General features: G+C 62.2%; 19 protein-coding genes. 6 read left to right on the top strand and 13 right to left on the bottom strand.

Features of this window, described 5'->3' with window-relative positions; all coding sequences use genetic code 11:
- Positions 1-14 precede the first annotated feature (14 nt).
- From PG887_RS08345 to arcB, 5 genes are all read right to left on the bottom strand, one after another.
- A complete protein-coding gene (locus tag PG887_RS08345; RefSeq protein WP_270821464.1) occupies positions 15-1,226 on the bottom strand; it encodes an EAL domain-containing response regulator in 1,212 nt (403 codons plus the stop codon).
- Positions 1,219-5,493: a transporter substrate-binding domain-containing protein gene (locus PG887_RS08340; RefSeq protein WP_270821463.1), complete on the bottom strand. Its 4,275-nt coding sequence runs from the start codon at positions 5,491-5,493 to the stop codon at positions 1,219-1,221. The genes PG887_RS08345 and PG887_RS08340 overlap by 8 nt, the downstream gene beginning before the upstream one ends.
- Before the next feature lie 144 nt (positions 5,494-5,637).
- The gene (locus tag PG887_RS08335; RefSeq protein ID WP_041211124.1) at positions 5,638-5,841 is read right to left on the bottom strand and encodes a hypothetical protein; all 204 of its coding nucleotides are present in this window, start codon (positions 5,839-5,841) and stop codon (positions 5,638-5,640) included.
- A 293-nt stretch (positions 5,842-6,134) separates the two neighbouring features.
- Positions 6,135-7,511: a dGTPase gene (gene dgt, locus PG887_RS08330; RefSeq protein ID WP_270821462.1), complete on the bottom strand. Its 1,377-nt coding sequence runs from the start codon at positions 7,509-7,511 to the stop codon at positions 6,135-6,137.
- Between the two features lie 29 nt (positions 7,512-7,540).
- Positions 7,541-9,853 carry an aerobic respiration two-component sensor histidine kinase ArcB gene (arcB, locus tag PG887_RS08325; protein WP_270821461.1) on the bottom strand — a complete coding sequence of 771 codons (2,313 nt, stop codon included), beginning with the start codon at positions 9,851-9,853 and terminating at the stop codon, positions 7,541-7,543.
- Between the two features lie 202 nt (positions 9,854-10,055).
- Between arcB and PG887_RS08320 the strand changes: the two genes are divergently transcribed.
- Positions 10,056-11,054 (top strand): DUF2860 family protein, encoded by a 999-nt coding sequence (locus PG887_RS08320; RefSeq protein WP_270821460.1) that lies wholly within the window; start codon positions 10,056-10,058, stop codon positions 11,052-11,054.
- A 61-nt stretch (positions 11,055-11,115) separates the two neighbouring features.
- On the opposite strand, the gene PG887_RS08315 is transcribed toward PG887_RS08320, so the two are convergent.
- The 4 genes from PG887_RS08315 to PG887_RS08300 all read right to left on the bottom strand — a co-directional run bounded on the left by PG887_RS08315 (position 11,116) and on the right by PG887_RS08300 (position 14,046).
- Positions 11,116-11,808 (bottom strand): DUF3334 family protein, encoded by a 693-nt coding sequence (locus PG887_RS08315; protein ID WP_029313837.1) that lies wholly within the window; start codon positions 11,806-11,808, stop codon positions 11,116-11,118.
- A gap of 118 nt (positions 11,809-11,926) precedes the next feature.
- On the bottom strand, positions 11,927-12,373 hold the full coding sequence (locus PG887_RS08310; protein ID WP_039040966.1) for an HIT domain-containing protein: 447 nt from the start codon (positions 12,371-12,373) through the stop codon (positions 11,927-11,929).
- A gap of 72 nt (positions 12,374-12,445) precedes the next feature.
- A complete protein-coding gene (locus PG887_RS08305) occupies positions 12,446-13,069 on the bottom strand; it encodes a DUF2057 domain-containing protein (protein WP_270821459.1) in 624 nt (207 codons plus the stop codon).
- 74 nt (positions 13,070-13,143) lie between these two features.
- Positions 13,144-14,046, bottom strand: a complete 903-nt coding sequence (locus PG887_RS08300) for a LysR family transcriptional regulator (RefSeq protein WP_042016837.1) — start codon at positions 14,044-14,046, stop codon at positions 13,144-13,146.
- Between the two features lie 97 nt (positions 14,047-14,143).
- On the opposite strand from PG887_RS08300, the gene PG887_RS08295 reads away from it, so the two are divergent.
- A complete protein-coding gene (locus PG887_RS08295) occupies positions 14,144-14,746 on the top strand; it encodes a short chain dehydrogenase (protein WP_041211120.1) in 603 nt (200 codons plus the stop codon).
- Between the two features lie 123 nt (positions 14,747-14,869).
- On the opposite strand, the gene PG887_RS08290 is transcribed toward PG887_RS08295, so the two are convergent.
- The 3 genes from PG887_RS08290 to dapA all read right to left on the bottom strand — a co-directional run bounded on the left by PG887_RS08290 (position 14,870) and on the right by dapA (position 18,141).
- Complete coding sequence (locus PG887_RS08290; RefSeq protein ID WP_039040947.1) at positions 14,870-15,973, bottom strand: phosphoribosylaminoimidazolesuccinocarboxamide synthase; 1,104 nt, start codon at positions 15,971-15,973, stop codon at positions 14,870-14,872.
- 169 nt (positions 15,974-16,142) lie between these two features.
- Entirely contained in the window at positions 16,143-17,261 is a 1,119-nt protein-coding gene (gene bamC / locus PG887_RS08285; protein ID WP_029313833.1) for an outer membrane protein assembly factor BamC, read from the bottom strand.
- Positions 17,254-18,141 (bottom strand): 4-hydroxy-tetrahydrodipicolinate synthase, encoded by an 888-nt coding sequence (dapA, locus tag PG887_RS08280; RefSeq protein WP_029313831.1) that lies wholly within the window; start codon positions 18,139-18,141, stop codon positions 17,254-17,256. Before dapA ends, bamC begins: the two co-directional genes overlap by 8 nt.
- Positions 18,142-18,329: 188 nt before the next feature.
- Here dapA and PG887_RS08275 point away from each other — a divergent pair, with 188 nt between their 5' ends.
- The 3 genes from PG887_RS08275 (at position 18,330) to PG887_RS08265 (ending at position 20,046) form a co-directional block, all read left to right on the top strand.
- Positions 18,330-18,863, top strand: coding sequence for a glycine cleavage system protein R (locus tag PG887_RS08275; protein ID WP_010673166.1), 534 nt, complete (start codon positions 18,330-18,332; stop codon positions 18,861-18,863).
- Between the two features lie 23 nt (positions 18,864-18,886).
- Positions 18,887-19,351 (top strand): thioredoxin-dependent thiol peroxidase, encoded by a 465-nt coding sequence (gene bcp / locus PG887_RS08270; RefSeq protein WP_010673165.1) that lies wholly within the window; start codon positions 18,887-18,889, stop codon positions 19,349-19,351.
- Positions 19,352-19,545: 194 nt separating this feature from the next.
- Complete coding sequence (locus PG887_RS08265; RefSeq protein ID WP_039040945.1) at positions 19,546-20,046, top strand: YfbU family protein; 501 nt, start codon at positions 19,546-19,548, stop codon at positions 20,044-20,046.
- Between the two features lie 52 nt (positions 20,047-20,098).
- On the opposite strand, the gene yfbV is transcribed toward PG887_RS08265, so the two are convergent.
- The gene (gene yfbV, locus PG887_RS08260) at positions 20,099-20,539 is read right to left on the bottom strand and encodes a terminus macrodomain insulation protein YfbV (protein WP_041211118.1); all 441 of its coding nucleotides are present in this window, start codon (positions 20,537-20,539) and stop codon (positions 20,099-20,101) included.
- A 301-nt stretch (positions 20,540-20,840) separates the two neighbouring features.
- Here yfbV and PG887_RS08255 point away from each other — a divergent pair, with 301 nt between their 5' ends.
- A complete protein-coding gene (locus PG887_RS08255; protein ID WP_200164566.1) occupies positions 20,841-22,043 on the top strand; it encodes an acetate kinase in 1,203 nt (400 codons plus the stop codon).
- The last annotated feature ends 43 nt before the right edge of the window (positions 22,044-22,086 follow it).

The following is a 22,086-nucleotide window of genomic DNA, read 5'->3' as shown; positions in this document are numbered from 1 at the left end:
CATCCTGCCCGGGATTAGCGTCTGATGAGCGCGGGCAAACGAGCCTGCCAACCCTGATGCCATCCCATCAGCTCCTCGCGGGGCATGGGACGGGCGGAGAAGAAGCCCTGGCATTGATCGCACCCCAGCTTCGCCAGCAATTGCCAGGTCGCCTCATCTTCGACCCCCTCGGCCACCGATTTCAAGCCCAACTTGCGAGCCAGCTCGATGCTGGACTCGATGATGGCTAGGCGAGAGGGATCTTCATAGCAGCGATCCACGAAGGATCTGTCCAGTTTCAACTCGGTAAAGGGGAGCAGGGCGAGCTGCTGCATGGAGGAGTAGCCGGTCCCGAAATCATCGATGGAGAGACCAAAACCGTACATCCGCAAGCGGGTCAGCACCTCCAGCGACTTGCCGAGATCCTTGACGAAGGCGCTCTCGGTCACTTCGAGGGTGATGAGCTCGGGGTTGATGCTCCAGCGCTGGCAGTGGCTAAGCAGGGTGTTGCACAGATCCCCCTCGATGAGGGAGGTGGTGGAGAGGTTCATCGACAGGTTCAGGGAGAGCCCGGTCTTCTTCCACAGGTGGCCGTCCCGCAGCGCCTTGCCGATGATCACCTCGGTGAGCGGGTCGATGAGCCCGTTGTGCTCCGCCAGCGGGATGAAACGGGCCGGCGAGATGAGGCCATATTCGGGGTGCTGCCAGCGGGCAAGCGCCTCCATGCCGAGCCACTCCCCGTTGTGAAAACCCACCTTGGGTTGATACCAGGGCAGCAACTGGTCCTGATCCAGCGCCCGGCGCAGCTCATCCAGGGTCAGGTGATAACCATCCTCCTCCTGGCTGCGTACCTGCTGGGGCCGCCAGGCACCGATGAGCTGCGCGATCTGCTGGGGAGACGCGGGTTTCTCGATGCGCCCCAGCACCTGCAGGCCATAGGCCCGGCTCATGCGCAGCACGGCATCGACCACGTCATCCTCCAGGGCGCTGCACAGCACGATGCCGCCGCGAAACCCGCCAAGGGAGAGGCGGCGCAGCAGCGCCATGCCATCCATGCCCGGCATGCGCAGATCGCAGAACAGGATGTCGACCCTGTGGTGCTGGCACTGTGCCAGCGCCTCCTCCCCGTCCTGCGCCTCCAGCAGGTTGCCGTAGCCCAGTCCGCGGATCTGGTGCATCAGGGCCTTGCGCTGGAAGTTGTGATCCTCCACCACCATGATCGCCAACTCATGCCGTGCGCTATTCATCGAGCCATAACCCCGTTTCACCTCTGATAGAGTCCATCAATGCCTGTACCGCCCTGGCCAGGTCATCGAGCTTGTCCAGTTGTTTCAATCTGGCCGCCGCCTCCAGCCGGGCCGCCTCCTCTGCCAATGCCTGCTGTCCTACCATGCGCGCGGCCCCCTTGATGCGATGTGCCGTCTCCACCAGCGCCTGGGTATCCTGGCTGGCCAGCGCCAGCCTCATGTCCTCGCCATCCTGCTCGTTGGCTTCCAGGTATTCGCTGGCCATGCTGCGTGCCACCGCCTCATCCCCAAACAGGGTCAACCAGCTTATGCCTGGCAGCTGAACCCTGGCTTGCCGGGGCGCCTCCGAGGCGAGCTGTTCTTCCTGAGTCGGCAACCAGCGTCCCAGGGTCTGGCTCAGGGCATCCAGGCTGTAGGGCTTGAACAGCATGTCGTTCATGCCGGCATCACGCATCTGCTGGCTCGCCTCCTCAGAGGTATCGGCCGTCACCCCGATAATGGGAGCACTGTCCCCGGCATCCCGCAAGGCTCGCGTAAGGGCATAGCCATCCATCACCGGCATGTGGCAGTCGGTCAGCAGCAGGGCGAAATCCTGCCCCTGCCAGGCGCGCAGCGCCTCTTCGCCATCTTCCACCACCTCGGATTCGAGCCCCAGGATAGCGAGCTGCCTCGTCAGCAATGCCCGGTTGACGGGGTGATCATCCGCCACCAGCACCCGCCCCCTGAGCTTCTCCCCCTCCATCCCCATCGACTGGCTCGCCTGCTGGTTGAACAGTGACTGGCAGGTTTCCAGCAACAGATCGGGATAGAGAGGCGATTGTCCCAGTCGCCACCAGGCGTCACCACCCATGCGTCCCCGCAGGGCCTCATGGGGAGAGAGTACTATGCCCTTGAGGTTCGAACGCTGCAAACAGGCCAGCCAGTCACTGCCAAGGGCCTGCTCCAGGTGATTCTCCTGCGCCAGCAGATGCCCCTCGAGGGGCTGCTGCCAATGGTGTGCCTCCATGCGAACCAGTCTGGCGCCCAGCCTGGCCATCACCGATTCCAGCCCCTCATCCTCCCCAAACCACCACCATACCTGGCCGGTCAGGGGGGGCGCTTCCCACTGGCACTCGGCCAGAGGCAACGTGAAAGTCACGCAGGTGCCCATTCCGGGGGTACTCTCCAGGGTCAGGCTCCCCCCCATTTTCTGGGTGAGTTGATGACAGATGGCAAGCCCGAGCCCGGTGCCGCCAAACCGGCGGTTGGTGTCGGACTCCACCTGCTTGAACGGGATGAAGAGGGTGCGCTGCTGCTCCAGGGCGATGCCTATCCCGGTATCCCGGATCCGGAAGGCCAGCCGGTCGTCTTCATAATCCACCTGGATGGCGATCGCCCCTGCCTCGGTGAACTTCACCTCGTTGTTCAACAGATTGGAGATCACCTGCCCCACCCTGATCCCGTCGATGCAGGCCAGATCCGGCACCGTCTTCCCCCACCGCAGCGTCACAATGAGTCCCTTGCCATAGGCCAGGGCCGCATGTCCCCGGATGACATCGCAAATCACCGAGGTCAGGCGGCAGTGATGGGGATGCAGTTGCAACTGCCCGGCTTCCATCTTGGAGAAGTCCAGGATGTCGTTCACCAGATAGAGCAGGTGGTTGGTGGAGGTCGAGATATTGCGCAACATGTAGCGCTGATCGTCATCCAGCGGGCTCATTTGCAGCAGCTCCAGCATGCCGTGCATGCCGGAGATGGGAGTGCGAAGCTCATGACTCATGGTGGCGAGGAAGCGGCTGCGCGCCTGGGTCGCCTCCTCCGCCACCCGCCTGGCCTGGCGCAGCTCCAGCTCCTGGCGCTTGAGCTTGGTGATGTCCTGCACCACGCCGTTCAATATGACCCCTTCAAGCCCCTCCTGGTGAACGAAGTGACCACGGATCTGCAAATAGCCCGCCTCCCCCTGGCGCCGGATCTCCACCTCGAGATCCAGCGGCTGCATGCTCAGGGCATGACGATCCACCGTGGCCACGAAGTCCTGGTGCGCCTTGCCTGTCAGCCCCAGGATGGAGGCACCGGTGACCGCCATGCCGACCAGGTCCTCTTCCACCCCCACCATCTCCCTGACCCCTTGCGAGGTGTAGAGGAAGTGCCCCTTGCCCGGTCCAAGCCAGTGATACTGATAGACCAGACCCGGCATGCTGTCGGTGATCTGGGTCAGCCGGGTCTGCGCCTCCTGGGCCGCAAACCGCGCCTGCTCCAGCTCGGTCACGTCGGTCAGCACGGTCAGGATCCCGAGCCGCTTGTCATCGGGCCCCGCAAAGAGCCGCTTGGTGTAGATCATCTGGTGCAGGCGGTCGTCATCAAACCGGATCTCGCCCCGGCCATGAAGCTCCTCTCCGCTCTCCCAGACGCTGGCATCCTCCTCCATCACCCTGGCGCGGATCGACTCGGGCAATCGATCCTGGAGCAACCGCTCATAGGAGCCCGTCAGATTCTCCCCGCCGAGGAACATCTGCCGATACGCCCGGTTCGTCATTGCCACTTCATAGCGCTCGTTGGTCAGCACCACCTGGTTGGGCAGGGCATCCAGCATCATCTGGACAAACACCAGCTGCTCCTCGAGCCGCCGCTCGGCCTCCCGCCGCTGGCTGATCTGGCGGCGCAGCGTCCGGTTCCAGCCCATGAACAGCAAGAGGCAGAGCAGGAAGATGCCGCCGCCAAGGGAGGACCAGAGCAGCACCGTCTTCGGATCCAGTCCCGTCTGTATGGTCAGGGAGAGCCACTTTTTCTCCAGGGCGGAGAGCTCGTCGGGGGGAATGGCGATCAACACCTTGGTGAGGATCTGCTGCAGCATGGGGTCCTGCAACTGGGTCGCCATGGCGATGGGTACCCGCAGGTCGCTGCCGGAGAAGACCACCTGGTAGCGGTCGCTGAATCCCTTTTGCAGCGACTGCTCCAGGGTGGTGGTGCTCATCAGCACATAGTCGACCTTCTGCTGGTCCAGCAGGGGCAGCAATTCGGCATCGCTGGCCACCGGCACGGCGATGGCCCCCACCTCGTTCAGCAAGACCTGCTCCACCGAGCCCCCCACCATGCCCACCCTGTGCCCTTTCAGTGCCCTGGCGGCGGTGAGCTCGGCCATCCCCTGCCTCGCCACGACCACCCGGTTGATCGACGCGTAGTTGGGGGTAAAGCGGGCAAACTGCTGACGCTCCGCGGTGGGAGTCATGGCCGGGATGAGATCCAGCTTGCGATCCTGGAAGAGCGCCATGCTCTGGGCCCAGCTCCGGGTCGGCACCAGGGTGAACTGGAGCCCGGCACGCTGGCTCATCAGTGTCAGCAGATCGGCAATGAGCCCCTTGAGCCGCCCCCTGTCGTCCACCTCGCTCATCCCGGGCCAATCCGGGGCAACCCCGTAGCGGATGACCGGATGTGCTTGCAACCACGCCTGCTCCTGCGGATTGAAGACGATCTCCCTGCTCCTTTTCACCAGGGCATAGTCGAGGATATCCCCCGCCTCCAGAATGGCGCGACGCTCGAGGGGAGAGATATCCTCGAGGGCCCGCTCCAGCAATCCCTGCAAGACATCATTCCTGGGCGCCACGGCCATGGCGAGGGAGGTATCCCTCATCCAGTCGATCCTGGCCAGCGCCATGCCCGCCATGGCTTGCAGCCTGTTCAGCATGGGCAGCTCGGCCAGGTAGGCATCCGCCTTGCCCTCCTTGAGCATGAAGATCGCCTCGTCCCGGCTGTCGGCCGTGATCAGGTTCGAGATCCCAAGGCGCAGCAGCTCATCGCAGGCGCTGACACCGAAGACGCAGACCCAGCGCACCCCATAGGCCTCCTCCAGGGAGAGGCTCTCCCGCCCCCCCGTCAGCAGCACGGCCCGGGGCAGTGCCATCAGCTCGGAGGTAAATTGCATCTGCAGGGTGCGGGTCGGGCTCGGTGCCACCCCGATCAACATGTCGACCTTGCCATCCAGCAAGGCCTGCTGGACCGCCGCATTGTTGGCATAGGCACGGTAGCGAAGGCTCACTCCCAGCCTGGCTGCAATCTGGGAGGCGAACTCATCCAGGGGGCCGGTGAAATTGCCGCGCCCATCGGTATAGACATAGGGTGGCCAGGCCGCCGAAGGCATGCCGACAACCAGTTCATCATGGGTGGCAAGCCAGTGCAGTTCGTCCAGGGTGAAGTTGCTCTGGTCCAGTTGCGCCGGCGCAGCCGCAACCATCAGGCTCCAGAAAGCCAGACCACATAGCAGGATGAGACGACAGCAGCGGCGGAACATTATCAACTCCCATACGAAACGGAGGGGGATCATAGAGTGTTTGGCGCAATGTGCGACAACTAAATTGAGACAATGCTCATCAGGAAAGAAAAATGGCAGGCCCAGGCCTGCCATCCACCAGGTCGGGGGCCGGGCCCCCTCCCATCAGGTTATTCGGTTCCCGAGCCGGAAACCGGTTTGAAACTCCCGCTCACGGATGTGGGCGATCTGCACTTCCTTGCCTTCCAGCCCGATGTCTTTGAGCAGGGCAGGTGAAAGATGCAGGTAGCTGACGCGACGCTCCAGCCGGGTGATCCTTTTTTGAACCAGGGTCTCTACGTGGCGCAGCAGGGCGAGTTCGATAGACATAATATTCTCCAGTTGAACGTGCGGTTCCCCCGGAGAGAGGTGATCACCCTGCGGGACAACCGCGGGTGATGAGAAAAGCAGGTGTTACCTGTCCCCTCCACGCGGCAAATAAAGAGCACGAGTCTTCGCGCTGCCAGAGCAGCGATCGAACGCAACGTTGAACATGGAATGTTGCATGGTCGTCTCCTTACCGTGTGAAAGTTGAACAAGTTGCCGCAGTGTAAAAAAACACCGAATTTTACGCAATATCTCTCCCACCCATATGGGTGGAATGCGGCCAAAAAGAGGTTCAGTCAAATCCCTGACAACAGCCGGAACTCCTCCAGCGCATAGGTATCCGTCATGCCGCTCACATAATCGAGCAGCAGCCGCACCCGGTAGTACCACTCCTGCTCGCTCTCCTTTTCGAAACGGGGATCCCGGCTCGCCACCGCCAGTCGGTACGCCTTGAGGTGGCGGGCAGAGAGGCGGTGGAACAACCGCCGGGCGAAGAAGAGCTCGCTCCCGCCGTTGCCTGCGAGCAGCCGCTCGAACTGGCTGGCAGGCAGGGCCAGCAGGCAGGCGTAGGTGGAGAGCACCCCGCGCAGGGCGGCATAGCCTTCCAGCTCCAGCGCCTCCACCTCCGGGCGCATGAACACCAGCTCGCGAGCCACCCGCTTGAGGGTATCGAGTACCCGGGCTGCCGGAGCCTGACCGTGCAGCAGCGCCTGGGGATAGGCCCCGCTCAGGATCTGATCGTGCTCGGCCACATAGGTATGGGCGGCCAGCGCCACCAGATCCCGGGTCAGATGCTGGCGAAAATGGGGGAAGAACCCCCGACCGGAGGCAAGCGCCTCATCGAGCAGGTCGGCCATGTAACCGCCCTCGTCCGTCTCGCGCAGGGCTGCCAGCAGCTCGCTCTGGGTGAGGATGCGCCTGTCCACTGCATCCTCGAGATCGGCGATGCAGTAGGAGATGTCGTCCGCCGCCTCCATGATGTAGACCAGCGGATGACGGCACCCCTCGGCCAGCCCCAGGCTCTGGCCGAGGGCACGATAGAGGGGTTGTTCGCTGAAGAAGATGCCGCGCTTGCTGGTCCAGCCGTGGTGCTGACCATAGCCCTGTGGATGGTGCAGGCCCGGCAGGGGCTGCTGCGGGTATTTGCACAGCGCCGCCAGCAGCCCCAGGGTGAGGTTCAGCTCATGGAGGCTGTGCACCAGTCGCAGGCTCTGGGCATTGCCGTCAAACACCAGCAGATCCTGGCGAAGGGTTGCCCATTGGGGGCTCGGCAACTGGTCGTGGGCACGGGCGAAGAGGCCGTCCAGCTCCTGGGCAAGCCACTGACTCATCACCTGCTCGCCGAAATGGCCAAACGGCGGGTTGCCGACATCGTGCAACAGGCAGGACATCTCCACCAGATTGATGAAGGCCCCCTCGCACACCACTCCGTCCGGCAGCGCCGCCAGGATGCGGCGACTGATCTGGCGACCGGTCTCCTGCACCTCCAGCGAATGGGTGAGGCGGCTGCGCACCGAGGCTTTCACATCGAGCGGGAAGACCTGGGTCTTCTGCTGCAACCGACGCACCGGCGCCGCCTGCACGATGCGGGTGCGGTCCTGCTCCGTCGCCTCCAGCAGGTCTTCGTCTCCCCAGGGGTGAATGCGCTCGGGGGGGATCAAACGGTCATACATGTCGTGGCTCCTTGCCTGAGGCGTCGTGTCTACGAGAGCAGCCAGCGCCGCAGGCGGGCGATGTCACCCGGGTATTCCCGGCGCAGGGTTTCAATCCAGTCTTCCACGTTCTCCCACCAGGCGGGGTGATCCGGGCTCTGGATAAGCTGGGCCGTCTGCTGCAACCGGCGCAGGCCGATGGAGCCCGCCGCCCCCTTGATCTTGTGGGCCTCCTCCACCACACCGGCCTGATCCCTGGCAATCATGTTGGAGTCGAGTACTGCCATGTAGTCCGGCATCATCTTCTCGAACAGCTCGACGCTGGAGAACAGCACCGGCTTGCCGACCGTGCTGGCGTAATCGGTGAGGAAGGGCAGATCCAGCAGGGCATCCTGATGGTGGACATCGTCCTGCTCGTCCGCCTCGTCCCCGGCAAGATCCGCAAACAGGTGGCCTATCACCTCCCGCACCGCCTTGGAGCCCAGCGGCTTGTTGATCACATCCTGCATGCCGTGATCCCGGTAGTACTGGCGATCGCCGGTGGCGTTGGCGGTGAGCGCCACCATGGGGGGCAGGCTGTCGCCGTAGCGCGCGAGCAGTTGCTCCGCCACATCGAACCCCGTCATGTCCGGCAGCTGGATGTCGAGCAGGATCAAGTCGAAATCATCCGGGTTGGCCATGGCCAGCGCCTCTGCACCATCCCGCGCCACCTTGACCTGATGGCCGAGCTTGTTCAGCAGGGCGCAGGCCACAGTCACGTTGAGCTCCACATCCTCCACCAGCAGGATGTCGAGGGAGGGCATCTCGGGCTCCGGGGCCGCGGCCCTGGGCTCGACGCAGTCCACCTCAAGCTCGGCGGTGAAGCAGGCGCCTTCGCCCGGGTCGCTGTCTACATAGAGTTGACCGCCCATGGCCTGCACCAGCTGGCGGGAGACCGCAAGACCGATGCCGGTGCCGGTGGCGTGCTTCTTGCCCTGCACCTGATAGTACATGGCGAAGATCTTCTCCTGCTGGGCACGGGGAATGCCCACCCCGGTGTCTTCCACCTCGAAGTGCAGCGCCAGTTTGCCCGGTTCATCAGCGGTGTGGGCGAGACAGCGTATGGTGACGCCCCCTTCATCGGTGAACTTGACCGCATTGCCCACCAGGTTCCACAGCACCTGACGCAGCCGGGTGCCGTCCGCCATAACGAACTGGGGCATGTCGCCGTCCCGGTCGAAGTGCAGGTAGAGCCCCTTCTGCTCCGCCTGGATGCGCGACAGCGTCTCCAGCTCGTCGAGGAAGGCGGGCAAATCCAGCGGAGCCGGCGCAATCTCCAGCCGACGACGGTCGAGCTTGTCCAGATCGATGATGTCGTTGAAGATGTTGCCGAGCGTCACCGCGCTCAGGTGGATGGTCTTGAGCTGCTGCTGCTGTCTGGCATCGAGGGGCGTATCCATCAGCATCCGGCTCAGGCCCACGATGCCATTGAGCGGGGTGCGCAGCTCGTGGCTGATGGTGGAGATGAAGGTGGTCTTGTCCCGACTCGCCTTCTCCAGCTTGTCCTGGTACTGCTTGCGCTCGGTGATGTCGCGACCAAAGCCGAGCAGGCCGAGCCGCTTGCCGAAGCGGTCGAAGAAGGGCACCTTGCGCAGCTCGAAGTAGGCCTTGCGGCCATCGGGATACTCCAGCCACTGCTCATAGGTGAGCGGCTCGTTCTGGGCGAAGACCTGCTTGTCGGTTTCCACCACCTTGCTGGCGATGTCGTGCTTGTAGACATCGAACGGGGTCAGGCCGATGAGTTCCGCTTCCACCTTGCCGGTGAGCTCCTCCATGGCGCGGTTGCAACCGGAGAACTGCTCGTCCTCGTTGCGGTAATAGACCAGATCGGGGGAGCAGTCGATGAAGGAGCGCAAGAGGGCGGTACGCTCCCCCAGATGCAGCTGGGCCTTCTCCCGCTGGAACACTTCGTTTTCGAGATCCTCGATGGCTTGCTGGCGCAGGGTCTCGGCCCGGTTGGTCTCGGCGATCTGGGCGTTGAGCCGGCTGATGTTCTCCTGCAACTGGCTGTTGAGCTCGAGATCCCGCTCGCGCATGTCTTGCAACTTGCGCACCATCCGGGTCAGCCGCTGGCGGGAGTCCTCCAGCTGATCCACCACGATGGAGAGAAAATAGACGGCCCAGGGGGTCACCAGCAGGCCGAAGAAGACAGAGCGCACCAGGTCGACGATGTCCACGGTGCCGCGCAAAAACAGGGTCACCCCCATCTGGATCGACACGGCCAGCACTATGATGGCGGTGGCCAGGAACATGCTGAAGCGCACCAGTCCCAGCTTGGTCATCAGGTCGACGTAATATTGCGCCCAGGATTTGATCTGCTTCATCTCGTTGTTTTCTCCCCTTTTCTTGCGCAAACAGGATACCAGTACGGCGACATGAACTCTTGTCCGTCGCGTATTCAATTATTGATTAACGTCACACTCCGGCTGGGGTAGCATGCCTGCCATGCCTCAGTCAGCACCGGTTCCACCGGAATACCGGGGCACACTGTCACCCTTCTCATTCGTTATGTCAGGAGCATACCCGATGCGAAATCATGTTCTGTTGAGCCTTGGCCTGCTGGTCGCCACCACCGCCCACGCCGATCTGGGGGAGATCCCCCGCCAGACCGGCTGGTCCGGTTTTCTGCTGGGCGGGGTCAATGCCGGCAGCCACAAGTCCAACTTCTATGCCGGTGACGACAGCAACAGCCGTATCGATGATCTGGGCTCCCCCGGCCGCGAAAGCGGTCTGAGCCCGCTGCTCAATGCCGATATCCGCTACACCTTCGCCGATACCCGCACCCAGGTCTTCCTCGGCAACCTCATCCAGGACGCGGTGCGCTTCGACTTTACCCAGCAACTCGGTCTGCGCCAGGAGATGGGCGACAAGGGTATCGTCGCCACCTCCCTGGTGTTCAACCTCATGCCGGTGGAAGTGTGGAGCGATCCCTTCGCCACCGGCGTGGACCGCAGCGCCACCGATCTCACCTCGAAAGGGGTGCGCTTTGCCTGGGACAGGATCTGGGGCAGCAACGTCTACGCCACCCTGACCAGCCGGGAAGTGGAGCTCGACGAGGAGCGCAGTGGCCAGCAATATGACCTGACCCACGGCACCCACTACGCCTCCATGCTGAGCCGCAACGGCAAGGTCCACGACCTGGCTGTCTCCTACCAGTACCACTTCGGCGGCGACCAGCTGCTGGAGCCCGCCTTCCTCTACAAGGAGGCCCGCCTGGACGGGAGTGCGGAGAGCTTCAAGAATACCGGTCTGCAGCTGACCTATGCCAAGCGCGCCTCCCAGTGGTCCATCGTGAGCAACCTCTACGCCGGCAAGCGCAAGTATGACGAGGCGAATCCCCTGTTCGGCCAGCGCGCCGATGCCAGCGAGCTCGCCCTCAATGGCACCTTCTTCTGGCACAACCTGTTCGGCATCAAACCCCTTGCCGCCACCTTCACCGCAGCCTACTCCAGCGCCGACTCCGACATCGACTTCTACGATGCCGAGGCGCTTCGCTTCAGTACCGGGCTGCTTTACAACTTCTGACCCGCCCCAAGCAAGAAGGCCACCCCCGGGGTGGCCTCTTCATTTGCACAACCCTCGACCATCAGATGCCGAGGGAATCCAGCAGATCGTCGTGCTCGTTGCTCGCCGGCGCGGCCGCCGGTGCCGGTTTGGCTGATTGCTTGGCCTGGGCGATCAGCTCGTCGGGATCCACCTCCTCCTGCACGCCGCCATCATGGATCCGGATAAACTCCGTCTTGTCCATGGCCAGCTCCAGATAGAAGATGTTGTTGCTGGCGGTGAAGAAGGTCACCCGGCGGGTCTCGGGATTGTCGAGGTTGGTGTCGACGCTCAGCATCACCTGCTTGTTGAGCGCCAGCATCTTGGGCTGGTTCTGGGTGATGTGGGTCTGCAGCTCGCGCCCCACCTTGGTGGTGAAGCTGCCGACGATCTGGTTCATCAGCTCGCCCATGACGTTGCTCACCTCGTCCGAGGTGTGGGAGATGGCAAGATCCTCCTTGGAGAGCCCCATGCTCAGCATGTAGCTCTGGTAGAGCTCCATGGCCGCGGCGGCGGAGAAGTTGATCACCACCAGCCCGGAGAAGCCGCCGTCAAACAGCACGAAACAGCCGATGTCAGGCTTGAGGCAGGTCTTGCTGATCCGCTGCACCATGCCGGAGAAGCGCACCTGGGTCTGGGTCGCCGCACTCAATACGCTCGTTACCGAATTGCACAGGCTCAGCAGTACGTCCTCTGTGGTCAATACGGCATCATCCTCGGATCTTGTCACTATCATGGAACCTTCCTGCTGATCGAAATAATGGGGCTGTCACTCGTGTCGCCCATGTCACCATGCACCGGCGCGATACGCTAACAGATTGCGTGATCCCGGTGCCCAAAGCGCGAGCCACCTCTCACTTGACTGGATTATCAGTCAGAAATGGCTGAAATCCATCCAGGGTAGCCAGACGGGTTTGCCAACTGGCAGCCGCCCCTTGCAAGGCCTGCTCCTCATAGGGAATGGCGGGACAGGCACCCCAGATGGGACCGGGCCAGGCCGCATCCGAGCTGAAGCGGGCCACGTGGTGCAGGTGTAACTGAGGCACCAGATTGCCGAGGGCCGCCACGTTGATCTTGTCCGGGCCGAGTGCCCGCTCCATCAGGGTGGCGACGGCGCAGGACTCCTGCATCAACTGCTGTTGCTGCTCGGGGGCCAGATGATGGATCTCCCGCAGGTTGGCGACCCGGGGCACCAGAATCAGCCAGGGATACTGGCTGTCTTTGGCCAGCAGGACGCGGCACAGGGGCAGATCCCCGAGTATCCGGGTATCCGCCTGAAGGCGGGGGTGCAATTCAAACATGGGGCCTCGCTGATCAACATGGGCACATCGGGAATCAAAGATGTGCCCACGTTACTGCAACGGGGAGCAAACTTAAAGGCGTGGCACGGCCCAACCGATGAAGCGCTTGCGAAGCGCGGGGTCCGCCTGCAGGAAAAGCTGTTGCAACTGCCCTTCCAGGGCGCTGGACGGCACGGAGGAGACCCGGGGCGTCGCCACGGCGGCCGCAGCTACATCCGCCGCACCGGCGAGCACGGCAGGCCCCTCGCCACGGTTGTACTCCATCAGCCTGGCATGCCAGTCCATGCCGATCTGCATCCCCTGCACCATCAGCGTATCCTGGCGCACCTCGAGGGGCTGCCCCCCCGCCACCAGGCCCAGGACAGGGGCCCTGGCGTAGCGTTCCATCCCGGCCTCGTCCGCGGGCACGGGAGCCTGCAGGCGCACCGACTGCCCGCGGGCCTTATAGCGAAGCACCTGGGGCTCGGAGCGAACCTGGCGATCGTTGTCGCTGCTGTTGCGACTCGGGATCACCCCCTCGTAGCGCACCAGCAGTTGCTGCTCCCCGTCGGCCAGCACGGCATGCTGCTCGTCCTGCACCTTGCCGGCGCTCACCGCCAGGATCTGGAAATCCCGGGGCACCTCGACCCTGACCTCGGCCTGCACACCGCCGCAGCACAGCAGCGCAACCCCTGCCCAACCCTGATGACGCTTCATTCCCTGACTCTCCTTTCGCGATGAAGGGCGCAGGGTAGCAGCCCCAGATGACAGAAAAATAACGGGATGCAGGCTCACCCCAGCAGATAATGGGGCCGCTCGGCAAACCACTGGGCCAGCACCTGCTTGAACAGCCGGATCTTGCGCGGCACCCGGCGCTGCTGGGCGTGCAGCACATGGATCGGGTGCAGGCCGGTCTGCCACTCCGTCAGCACGGCCACCAGCTCCCCTCGGGCCAGGCTAGCCTCCACCAGCATCAGTGGACACTTGGCAAAGCCCATGCCCGCCCGGGCCAGTTGCAGCAGGGTGCTGTAGTGGTTGGCCCGCACTCGCCCCTGCACCAGGATGTGCGCCTCCTCTTCCCCCTGGCGAAAGTGCCACTGCTCCCAGTCCGGGTTGTGGCCCTGCAGCAGGCAGGAGCGCCCCCCCAGCTCATAGGGAGTGGCGGGGATCCCCTCCCGCGCCAGCAGGGCGGGGCTTGCCACCACCACATCCTTGAGCCTGCCGAGCGGCAGGGCCACCAGGTTGTCGGGGATCAGCTCCATGGCCCGCAGGGCGATGTCATTCTCCCCCTGGCTCATGTCGATCATGGCATTGGTGAAGTTGAGCTCGACCTGGACGCCGGGGCACAGCTCGGCAAAACGGGCGAGCAGCTCGCTCACCATGCGGTCCCCCGTGCTGACCGGGCAGGTGAAGCGCAGGCGGCCGCTGTCCTCCTCGGTCAGGGCGCGGATCCCCTCCTCCGCCTCCCGGGCCAGGGCGAAGATCTCGCCGGCCTGCTGGTGAAGCACCCGCCCCGCCTCGGTCAGGCTGAGTCTGCGGGTCGTGCGCTGGAGCAGCTGGGCATTGAGGGCGGACTCCAGGGCGCTGACATGGCGACTCAGCATCCCCTTGCTCACCCCCAGGGCATCGGCAGCGGCGGAGAAACTGCCCCGCTGCACCACTTCATAGAAACTGGCCAGGTGAGTGATATCCATCATTAGCTCCAATATGGAAACAATGGGTTCATCATAAGCGCTTTTTCTCCCTTTTTATCCCGCTATCATCAACTCATCTCAACCAGGAGCGATAGATATGAAGATTGTGATTGTGGGTGCCTCCGGCACCATTGGCGCCGCCGTCAGCGAACTGCTTGCCCAGGATCACCAGGTGATCCGGGTCGGTCACAGCCAGGGGGATGCCAGAGTGGACATGCGCGACCCCGCCTCCATCCGGGCGCTCTTCGAGCAGGTCGGATCCTTCGATGCCCTGGTGGTCGCCAGCGGCAGCGTCGCCTTCAATGCCCTGACCGAGATGACGGACGAGCAGTGGCAGGTGGGGCTTCAGAGCAAGCTGATGGGCCAGATCAACCTGACCCGGGCCGCCATTGCCCACCTGAGTGACCGTGGCTCCATCACCCTCATCAGCGGCATTCTGAGCGAGGAGCCCATCCACTGGGGGGTGAGCGCCACCACCATCAACGGTGCCATCGAGCACTTCGTGAAAGGGGCCGCCTGCGAGCTGCCAAGGGGCATTCGCATCAACGTGGTCAGCCCCACCGTGCTGGAAGAGTCCATGGGCAAGTATGCCGACTTCTTCCCGGGCTTCGTGCCGGTACCCGCCGCCCGGGTGGCCCAGGCCTACAAGAAATCGGTACTGGGGGTACAGACCGGCCAGATCTTCCGGGTCAATGGCTGAGCGCTCCGGACAACCCAATGAAAACGGGCCCCGCCATGGGGCCCGTTTTGTCATCTGCGTTGCAAACGCCTCCCTTGCCACCGGCAAACGTTTGTGCGCCTGCGGCAAAAAAAGCGGTCGGCCTCAGTCGATCAGGCCGTACTGCTCCCGCAGTACCTCGATGATCTCCTGCTTCGGATTGGCACTGCGTACCAGCGGCTGACCGATGATCTTCTCGGCGATCCCCACATAGGTGCGGGAGATATCCATCATCACCTCGGTGGGCAGCTTGTTGTCACGGGCCAGGGCAAAGCGCTCGGGCATACGGTTCTTGTTGAGCAGGATGTCCGGATCCGGGAAGTGGTTCAGCAGCCACTGGCGGAAGCCCTCTTTGGACTTCTCGATGATCTCGCCGCCGCGAAGGGCTGCGCCGTCCCAGATGCGGGAGCTGTCGGGGGTGCCCACTTCATCCATATAGATGAGCTTCTCGCGACCGGCGGCATCGGTCACGTAACCGAACTCGAACTTGGTGTCGACGAAGACCTGATCCAGGGCAGCCAGCGCCTCGCTGATGACGTTGAAGCCCTCTTTGAGCAGCGCCTCGTAGCGGTCGATGTCCGCCGGGGAGCGGAAGCCGAAGGCCTGATGGTGGCGCTCGATGTCGCCGCGGGAGACGTTGACGTCGTCCGCTTCCGGCACGCCATCCAGCCCCTTGAGGATCCCCTTGGTGGACGGGGTGATGAGGATCTCGGGCAGCTTCTGATCCTTTTTGAGCCCTTCCGGCAGGGTGATGCCGCAGAATTCCCGCTCACCATCCTTGTAGGCACGCCACATGGAGCCGGTGATGTACTGGCGGGCAATGGCCTCGATCATCACGGGACGGGCTTTTTGCACGATCCAGACGAAGGGGTGCGGGATGTCCAGGATGTGGCTGTCCGCCAGCCCCTGCTCCTTGAACAGCTTGAACCAGTGGCTGGAGATGGCATTGAGCGCCGCGCCCTTGCCCGGCACGCCGTTCAGACCGTCCACCCCTTGCCAGATGCAGTCGAAAGCCGAGATGCGATCACTGATCACCATGAGGGCCAGGGGCGTATCGGCCGGCACATCATAGCCTTTCTCCCGAATGAGCCGGGCACTGTCTGCCGGGGTCAACCAGTAGACGCTGCGCACTTTGCCGGAATGGACAGGTTTATCGGTACGGATCGGCAAATCGTCGTTCACCGCCAATACTTGATCTGCAAGACTCATGGCTAATAACACTTCCTGTTGTGGGACTAGTTAGGCAGGGGCACCAGACCCCTGTCTGTGGGGGATTCACATCATCAGGTACTCAGGCCCGGGGCAACCGGCTCGGCACGCTGGCCCTGCGGCAACCCGGACATAAGAAAACAGGGGCGCGAGGCCCCTGTTTCCATGCTTACTTCGCCCCCTGATCGGCCAAGCCCTTGGCAAAGGCCTCGGACAGGCTGATGTACATCTGGGAGATGACACCGGATGCGACAGGCTTCTTGTCCTTGTCGAACAGGGTGATGGAGGTCTTGCCGCCCGTCATCTCGCCGAGCTGGAAGCGATACTTGTCTTCCTCGAGCTTGAAGGGCTCCGCTCCCTTTGCCTTCCAGAACTCGCTGTCCGGCTCGTCGTACTCCACGTCGATCCAGCCCAGGGACTGCTGGGTGTCCTTGATGGTGAAACCATAGGCAGGCAGCACCTGATTGAGGCGGCGCCACACCTGGTCAAACGACCCTTCGGCAATCCAGGCGCTCAGCTCGTTGTTGTCCAGACCCAGCTCCAGCCCCATGCCATCGCTGGACTTGTGCTGTTCACGGGCCTTGAGCTGCTTGTCGTAATAGAGGGAGAACTGGTTCAGGGCGCGGGTAGCATAACGCTGGGCGTCCGCCGGTGTCAGCACAGTGCTGGTCTCGCCGTCGATGGTCTCTTCGTGATCCAGCACCCGTACCGACATTTTGATGGCGTGGCGCTGCACATCGTTGCGCAGGGTGAACTGGTAACGCTGACGGATCTTGAAGTCATCGTCATCTTCCGCCCAGCCATCGAGCACCGCTGAGTTGTCAAACCAGCCGGTCTGCAAGACGCCGTCCTGCTGGTCCAGCTTCTCGGTGGTGACCTTGTGTTCGGCCAGGAAGTTCATCAGGAAGGCCCAGGTATCGCGCTCCACGCTCTGGGAGGTGCTGAGGGCATAGAAGGCGACGGTTGGCTCGCTGGCATTGGCCACCACCTGGCTGCCGGGCACCACGGTGAGCAACTGGGCGGGCGGACGCACGTCCACCTTGGCCCCGAGGGCGCCCTCACGGCTGCTCTCGGGCAGGGCCGGAATGTCGAAATTGCTGTTAAAGGCGGGGGTACTCAACCCGGCGGGCACAAGGAAGGCGCGGCCTTCAAGGCGGCTCTCTTCATACTCGAAGCCACGGTTGGCCATTTTGCGTTCCTGGGGTGAGCTGCAGGCAGCCAGCACGGCCACCGTCGCGACACTCAGTACCAGGCGCACTGCATTTCCCTTTCCATTTGCTTTAAACACTCGCCATCAACTCCGCAGTCGTCAGTGCTCGCGCCATCGCCGCTTCCCCCTCGGGGGTGAGATCGGTCAGGGGCAGACGCAAGGTCGCCGTCGCCATCAATCCCAGCCGGGCACAGGCCCATTTCACCGGGATGGGACTCGGTTCACAGAACAGAGTCTGATGCAACGGCATCAATCGATTGTTGATGTCATGAGCCTGCCCGGCATCACCGGCCAGGGCAGCACGACACATGTCGGCCATCTGGGGCGCCGCAATATTGGTGGTGACCGAAATGACACCATCGCCCCCTTGCAGCATAAAATCACATCCGCTGGCGTCATCGCCACTATAAAGCGCAAAATCCGGCCCGCACAGTTCGCGCAGCAGCGGGGTACGGCCAAGATCGCCAGTCGCTTCTTTCAAACCTATGATGCCGGGCACCTTGGCCAGACGGGCCACCGTCTCGGGTTTGAGGTCACAGCAGGTGCGACCGGGCACATTATAGAGAATTTGAGGCAGACCACTAGCCTCGGCGATCGCACAATAGTGACGATAGAGGCCTTCCTGGGTGGGTTTGTTGTAATAGGGGGTAACCGAGAGACCCGCCACCACGCCCATGGTGGCGAAACGCCGGGAGAGGGCGATGGCATGAGCAGTATTGTTGGAGCCGCAGCCCGCGATGACGGGAATGCGTCCGGCGGCGTATTCCACCGTCTTCTCAACCACGGCGATATGTTCCTGCTCGCTCAGGGTGACCGATTCTCCCGTGGTTCCCACGGCGACGATGGCGCTGGTCCCGGCATCCACATGATATTCCACCAGCGCTGCCAGACTGACCCAATCGATGTCGCCCGAGGGCAGCATGGGGGTAACGAGCGCAACAATACTACCGCGTAACATGGATAATTCTCCCGATTTTCAGGGGCGTAATGGTAAAGCTGCCCCTTTTGAAAAACAAGGGAGACACGGGACAAGCCGTGTTACCATCCGGCACAAAACGTATGAATGCACGAGCGCACAAGAGGCCTCCCGGCAGGGTGCTGGCACCCGCGGTCAACGCATTCTCAATAATGGACAAGAGACGATTTATGACTCACTACCTGGTCGTAACGGCCATCGGCACGGACAGGCCTGGCATCGTCAATGAGGTGACCCGTCACGTCAGTGGCTGCGGTTGCAACATTGTCGACAGCCGTCTTGGCATCTTCGGCAACGAATTCACCTTCATCATGCTGCTGTCCGGTGACTGGAACAGCCTGATGCAACTGGAAATCAGCCTCCCACTGCGCAGCCAGGAGTGGGATCTCATCACCATGATGAAACGCACCGAGCGCCACCACTCCCTGCAATATGACATCAGCGCCAGCGCAGAGGTGCTGATCCGGGATCAGCCGGGCATCGTAAGTCAGTGCACCCAGTTCTTCAGCGATCACGGCTGGGACATCCAGGCCATGCAGACCATCACCCTGGAACAGCAGCCCTTCAACCTGCTCAAGGCGAACTTTCAGTTGAATCTCTCCAAGCAGGGAGAAGAGCCCGGCTCGAAGACAGCCTTCGCCGATTTCTGTCGTGGACTGGGCGCCGAGTCGTTCGAATTCATCGTCAATCACAAGTACGCCTGACGGCGTTTATCCGAGGAGACCCCATGTCACCACTAGAAGCTGGTACCCAGGCCCCCGATTTCTCCCTCTCCGATCAGGACGGCAATCAGGTTCGCCTCGCCGACCTGCGCGGCAAGAAGGTGCTGATCTATTTCTACCCCAAGGCGATGACCCCGGGTTGCACCACCCAGGCCTGCGGTCTGCGCGACGTCAATAGCGAGCTGGCTGCCCTCAATGTGGTGGTGCTCGGCATCAGCCCTGACAGCGCCAAGCGCCTGAAAAAGTTCGAGGAGCGCGACAACCTCAACTTCCGCCTGCTGGCCGATGAGGATCACGCGGTGGCCGATGCCTTTGGCGTCTGGGGCCCGAAGAAGTTCATGGGCAAGGAGTATGACGGCATTCATCGCCTGAGTTTCCTCATCGACGAAGAGGGCAAGGTTGCCCATCGCTTCGACAAGTTCAAGACCAGCGATCATCATCAGGTGGTGCTCGACCTCGTCAAGGGGTAAGCCACCAGCGGCATTGTTGCAGGGCTCGCCATGGCGGGCTCTGCTCGTTTCACCACGGCATCAGCCCCCACTCTCTGGCGGCTCACCAGAGCGCCTCTCCCCCCTTTTCTCGCCAACCTCCCCTCTCAGATCAAAAAATTCATCCTGGATATGGGTTAACGTGACCCCAGATTCATTTTCCAGCGAGACAGCCCATGAACATGAGCCACACCGAACGCCTGATCCTGAGCAACCAGTACGAGATCCTGGCCAAACTCAATCCGGAAAAGGCGGCGTTTTACCAGCGTGCCAGCACCATCGTCGAGCGCGGCTACTGCCTGCAGATCCTCGAGCTGGAGAAGAGCTTCGGCCATCTGGATCTCGCCACCTGCCAGGAGGTGCTGGACACCCTGGAGCTGCACCATGCATTGGCCATCTCCTGGGGCAACCTGGATGCCAGCGCCCGGGCCGATGTCAACGAGAGCCGCCTTGCCTTCAACGGCTACAGCCGCAGCCAGGAGCGGGAACTGGCGGATTACGTCTGCTTCCTGCTGGAAGTGGACAAGCGCTTCCCCGAACTGCCCTGCCCCTGCGACGAGCTCTCCAGCGACATCGCCATGCGGGACAAGTACCAGCGCATGCTGGCGGTCTGGCGTCAGTGCCCCCGTCAGTACAAGCTCTCCATCCAGGAGATCAGCAAGGTGCTGGCCGCCTGAATGTGAAAAAGGCGCCTGAGGGCGCCTTTGTCGTCAGTCTGACTTCGGAAAGTCATTCGTAGAGGAAGGATTTGTCCAGCTGCTTGAAGGCGGCGTTGAGGGTATCGGCCAGCTCTTCGTAGCGGGGACGGGCCACCAGCTGACGTTGACCGCCCTGCTCGTTCATCTTGCCGTTTATCTCCCGATACCAGGTGGCGAGGGAGGGGGGTAGCCGGGTATCGGCGCGCTGGCCGAGCCAGTAGTACCCTTGCAGCGGCAGGCTGAGCAGGAAGAGCACTGAGGTCATGACGGAGGGCCAGTAGTGCTGCTCACCAAACTGGAACTGCACCATGACGCTGAGCACCGCCAGTGCCGGAATCACCTTGAGGGCGAATTCGGTGGCCTTGATCACCCGATTCTCCGGGAACATGGAATTAAGCTCGGGACGGCGCGGCCAAAGAGTCATATAATGACGGCCTTGCTGTAATTTAGTTCCAAAAATGTTCATGCTCATGCTACCTCCGAGCTCTTTTCGAACGCATTAACGGCAAAACCTCGACAATATTTGAGAGGCAATAACAAAGGTTGAGGATGACTTTGTTATTTTTCAACAATCAGGTTATCCTTTGTACGCCCATTTTTACGCTGGGGCACGGCCACTGACCAGTCAGGGACGTCTGAATTTCGGGTCTTGTATCACTATACAAGGGGCAAGCAACAGATTGCCAACCCTCATAAGGATAAGTTGATAGTTTTTGGACGCACCGCGTCCGGCGCATCCTCCAACCCAACCCAATCTGCGATAGGATTTATTCATGAGTAAGCTGGTTCTTGTTCTTAACTGTGGCAGCTCGTCCCTGAAGTTTGCTGTCATTGACGCAACCACCGGTGATGACCTGCTGTCCGGCCTGGCCGAATGCTTCAACCTCGACGACGCCCGCATCAAGTGGAAGCTGAACGGCGAGAAAGGCAACGCTGATCTGGGTGCCGGTGCCGCTCACCAGGAAGCGCTGGACTTCATCGTTCACAAGATCCTGCCGCTCAACCCGGAACTGTCCAAGAACCTGATCGCCATCGGCCACCGCGTGGTACACGGCGGCGAGCGTTTCACCTCCTCCGTTCGCATCTGTGATGACGTCATTGCCGGCATCGAAGCCGCCATTCCTTACGCACCGCTGCACAACCCGGCTCACCTGATCGGTATCCGTGCCGCCCTGAAGGTCTTCCCGGAACTGGCCGAGAAGAACGTCGCCGTGTTCGACACCGCCTTCCACCAGACCATGCCGGAAGAAGCCTTCCTGTACGCCCTGCCGTACAAGCTCTACAAAGAGAACGGCATCCGTCGCTACGGCGCCCACGGCACCAGCCACTACTACATCAGCCTGGAAGCGGCCAAGCAGCTGAACAAGCCGGTGGAAGAGCTCAACATCATCAACTGCCACCTGGGCAACGGCGGCTCCGTCTGCGCCATCAAGAACGGCCAGTCCGTCGACACCTCCATGGGCCTGACCCCGCTGGAAGGCCTGGTGATGGGTACCCGTTCCGGTGACATCGATCCGGCTATCATCTTCTTCCTGCACGACAAGCTGGGCATGAGCGTTGCCGAGATCAACACCATGCTGACCAAGGAATCCGGCCTGCAGGGTCTGACCGAAGCCACCTCCGACTGCCGTTTCGTTGAAGACAACTACGACAGCAAGGAAGAAGCCAAGCGCGCCATGGACGTGTACTGCTACCGTCTGGCCAAGTACATCGGTGCCTACGCCGCCGCCATGGACGGTCGTCTGGATGCCGTGGTCTTCACCGGCGGCATCGGCGAGAACTCCGCCCCGATCCGTGAGATCACCCTGAACAAGCTGGGCCTGCTGGGCTTTGACGTCGACCACGACGCCAACCTGAAGGCTCGCTTCGGCAAGGGCGGCGAGATCACCAAGGCTGGTTCCACCAAGGCCCTGGTTATCCCGACCAACGAAGAGTGGGTCATCGCCCACGACGCGCTGGAACTGGTCGGCGCATAAATTAGCTGTAGAGCAAGGCCGCCCCAGGGCGGCCTTTTCCTGA

It is taken from the genome of Aeromonas sp. QDB14, assembly GCF_027707845.1.
Taxonomy (GTDB): Bacteria; Pseudomonadota; Gammaproteobacteria; order Enterobacterales; family Aeromonadaceae; genus Aeromonas; species Aeromonas caviae.
The sequence above is the reverse complement of the archived record's forward strand: the minus strand, read 5'-3'. Positions and strand labels throughout refer to the sequence as shown.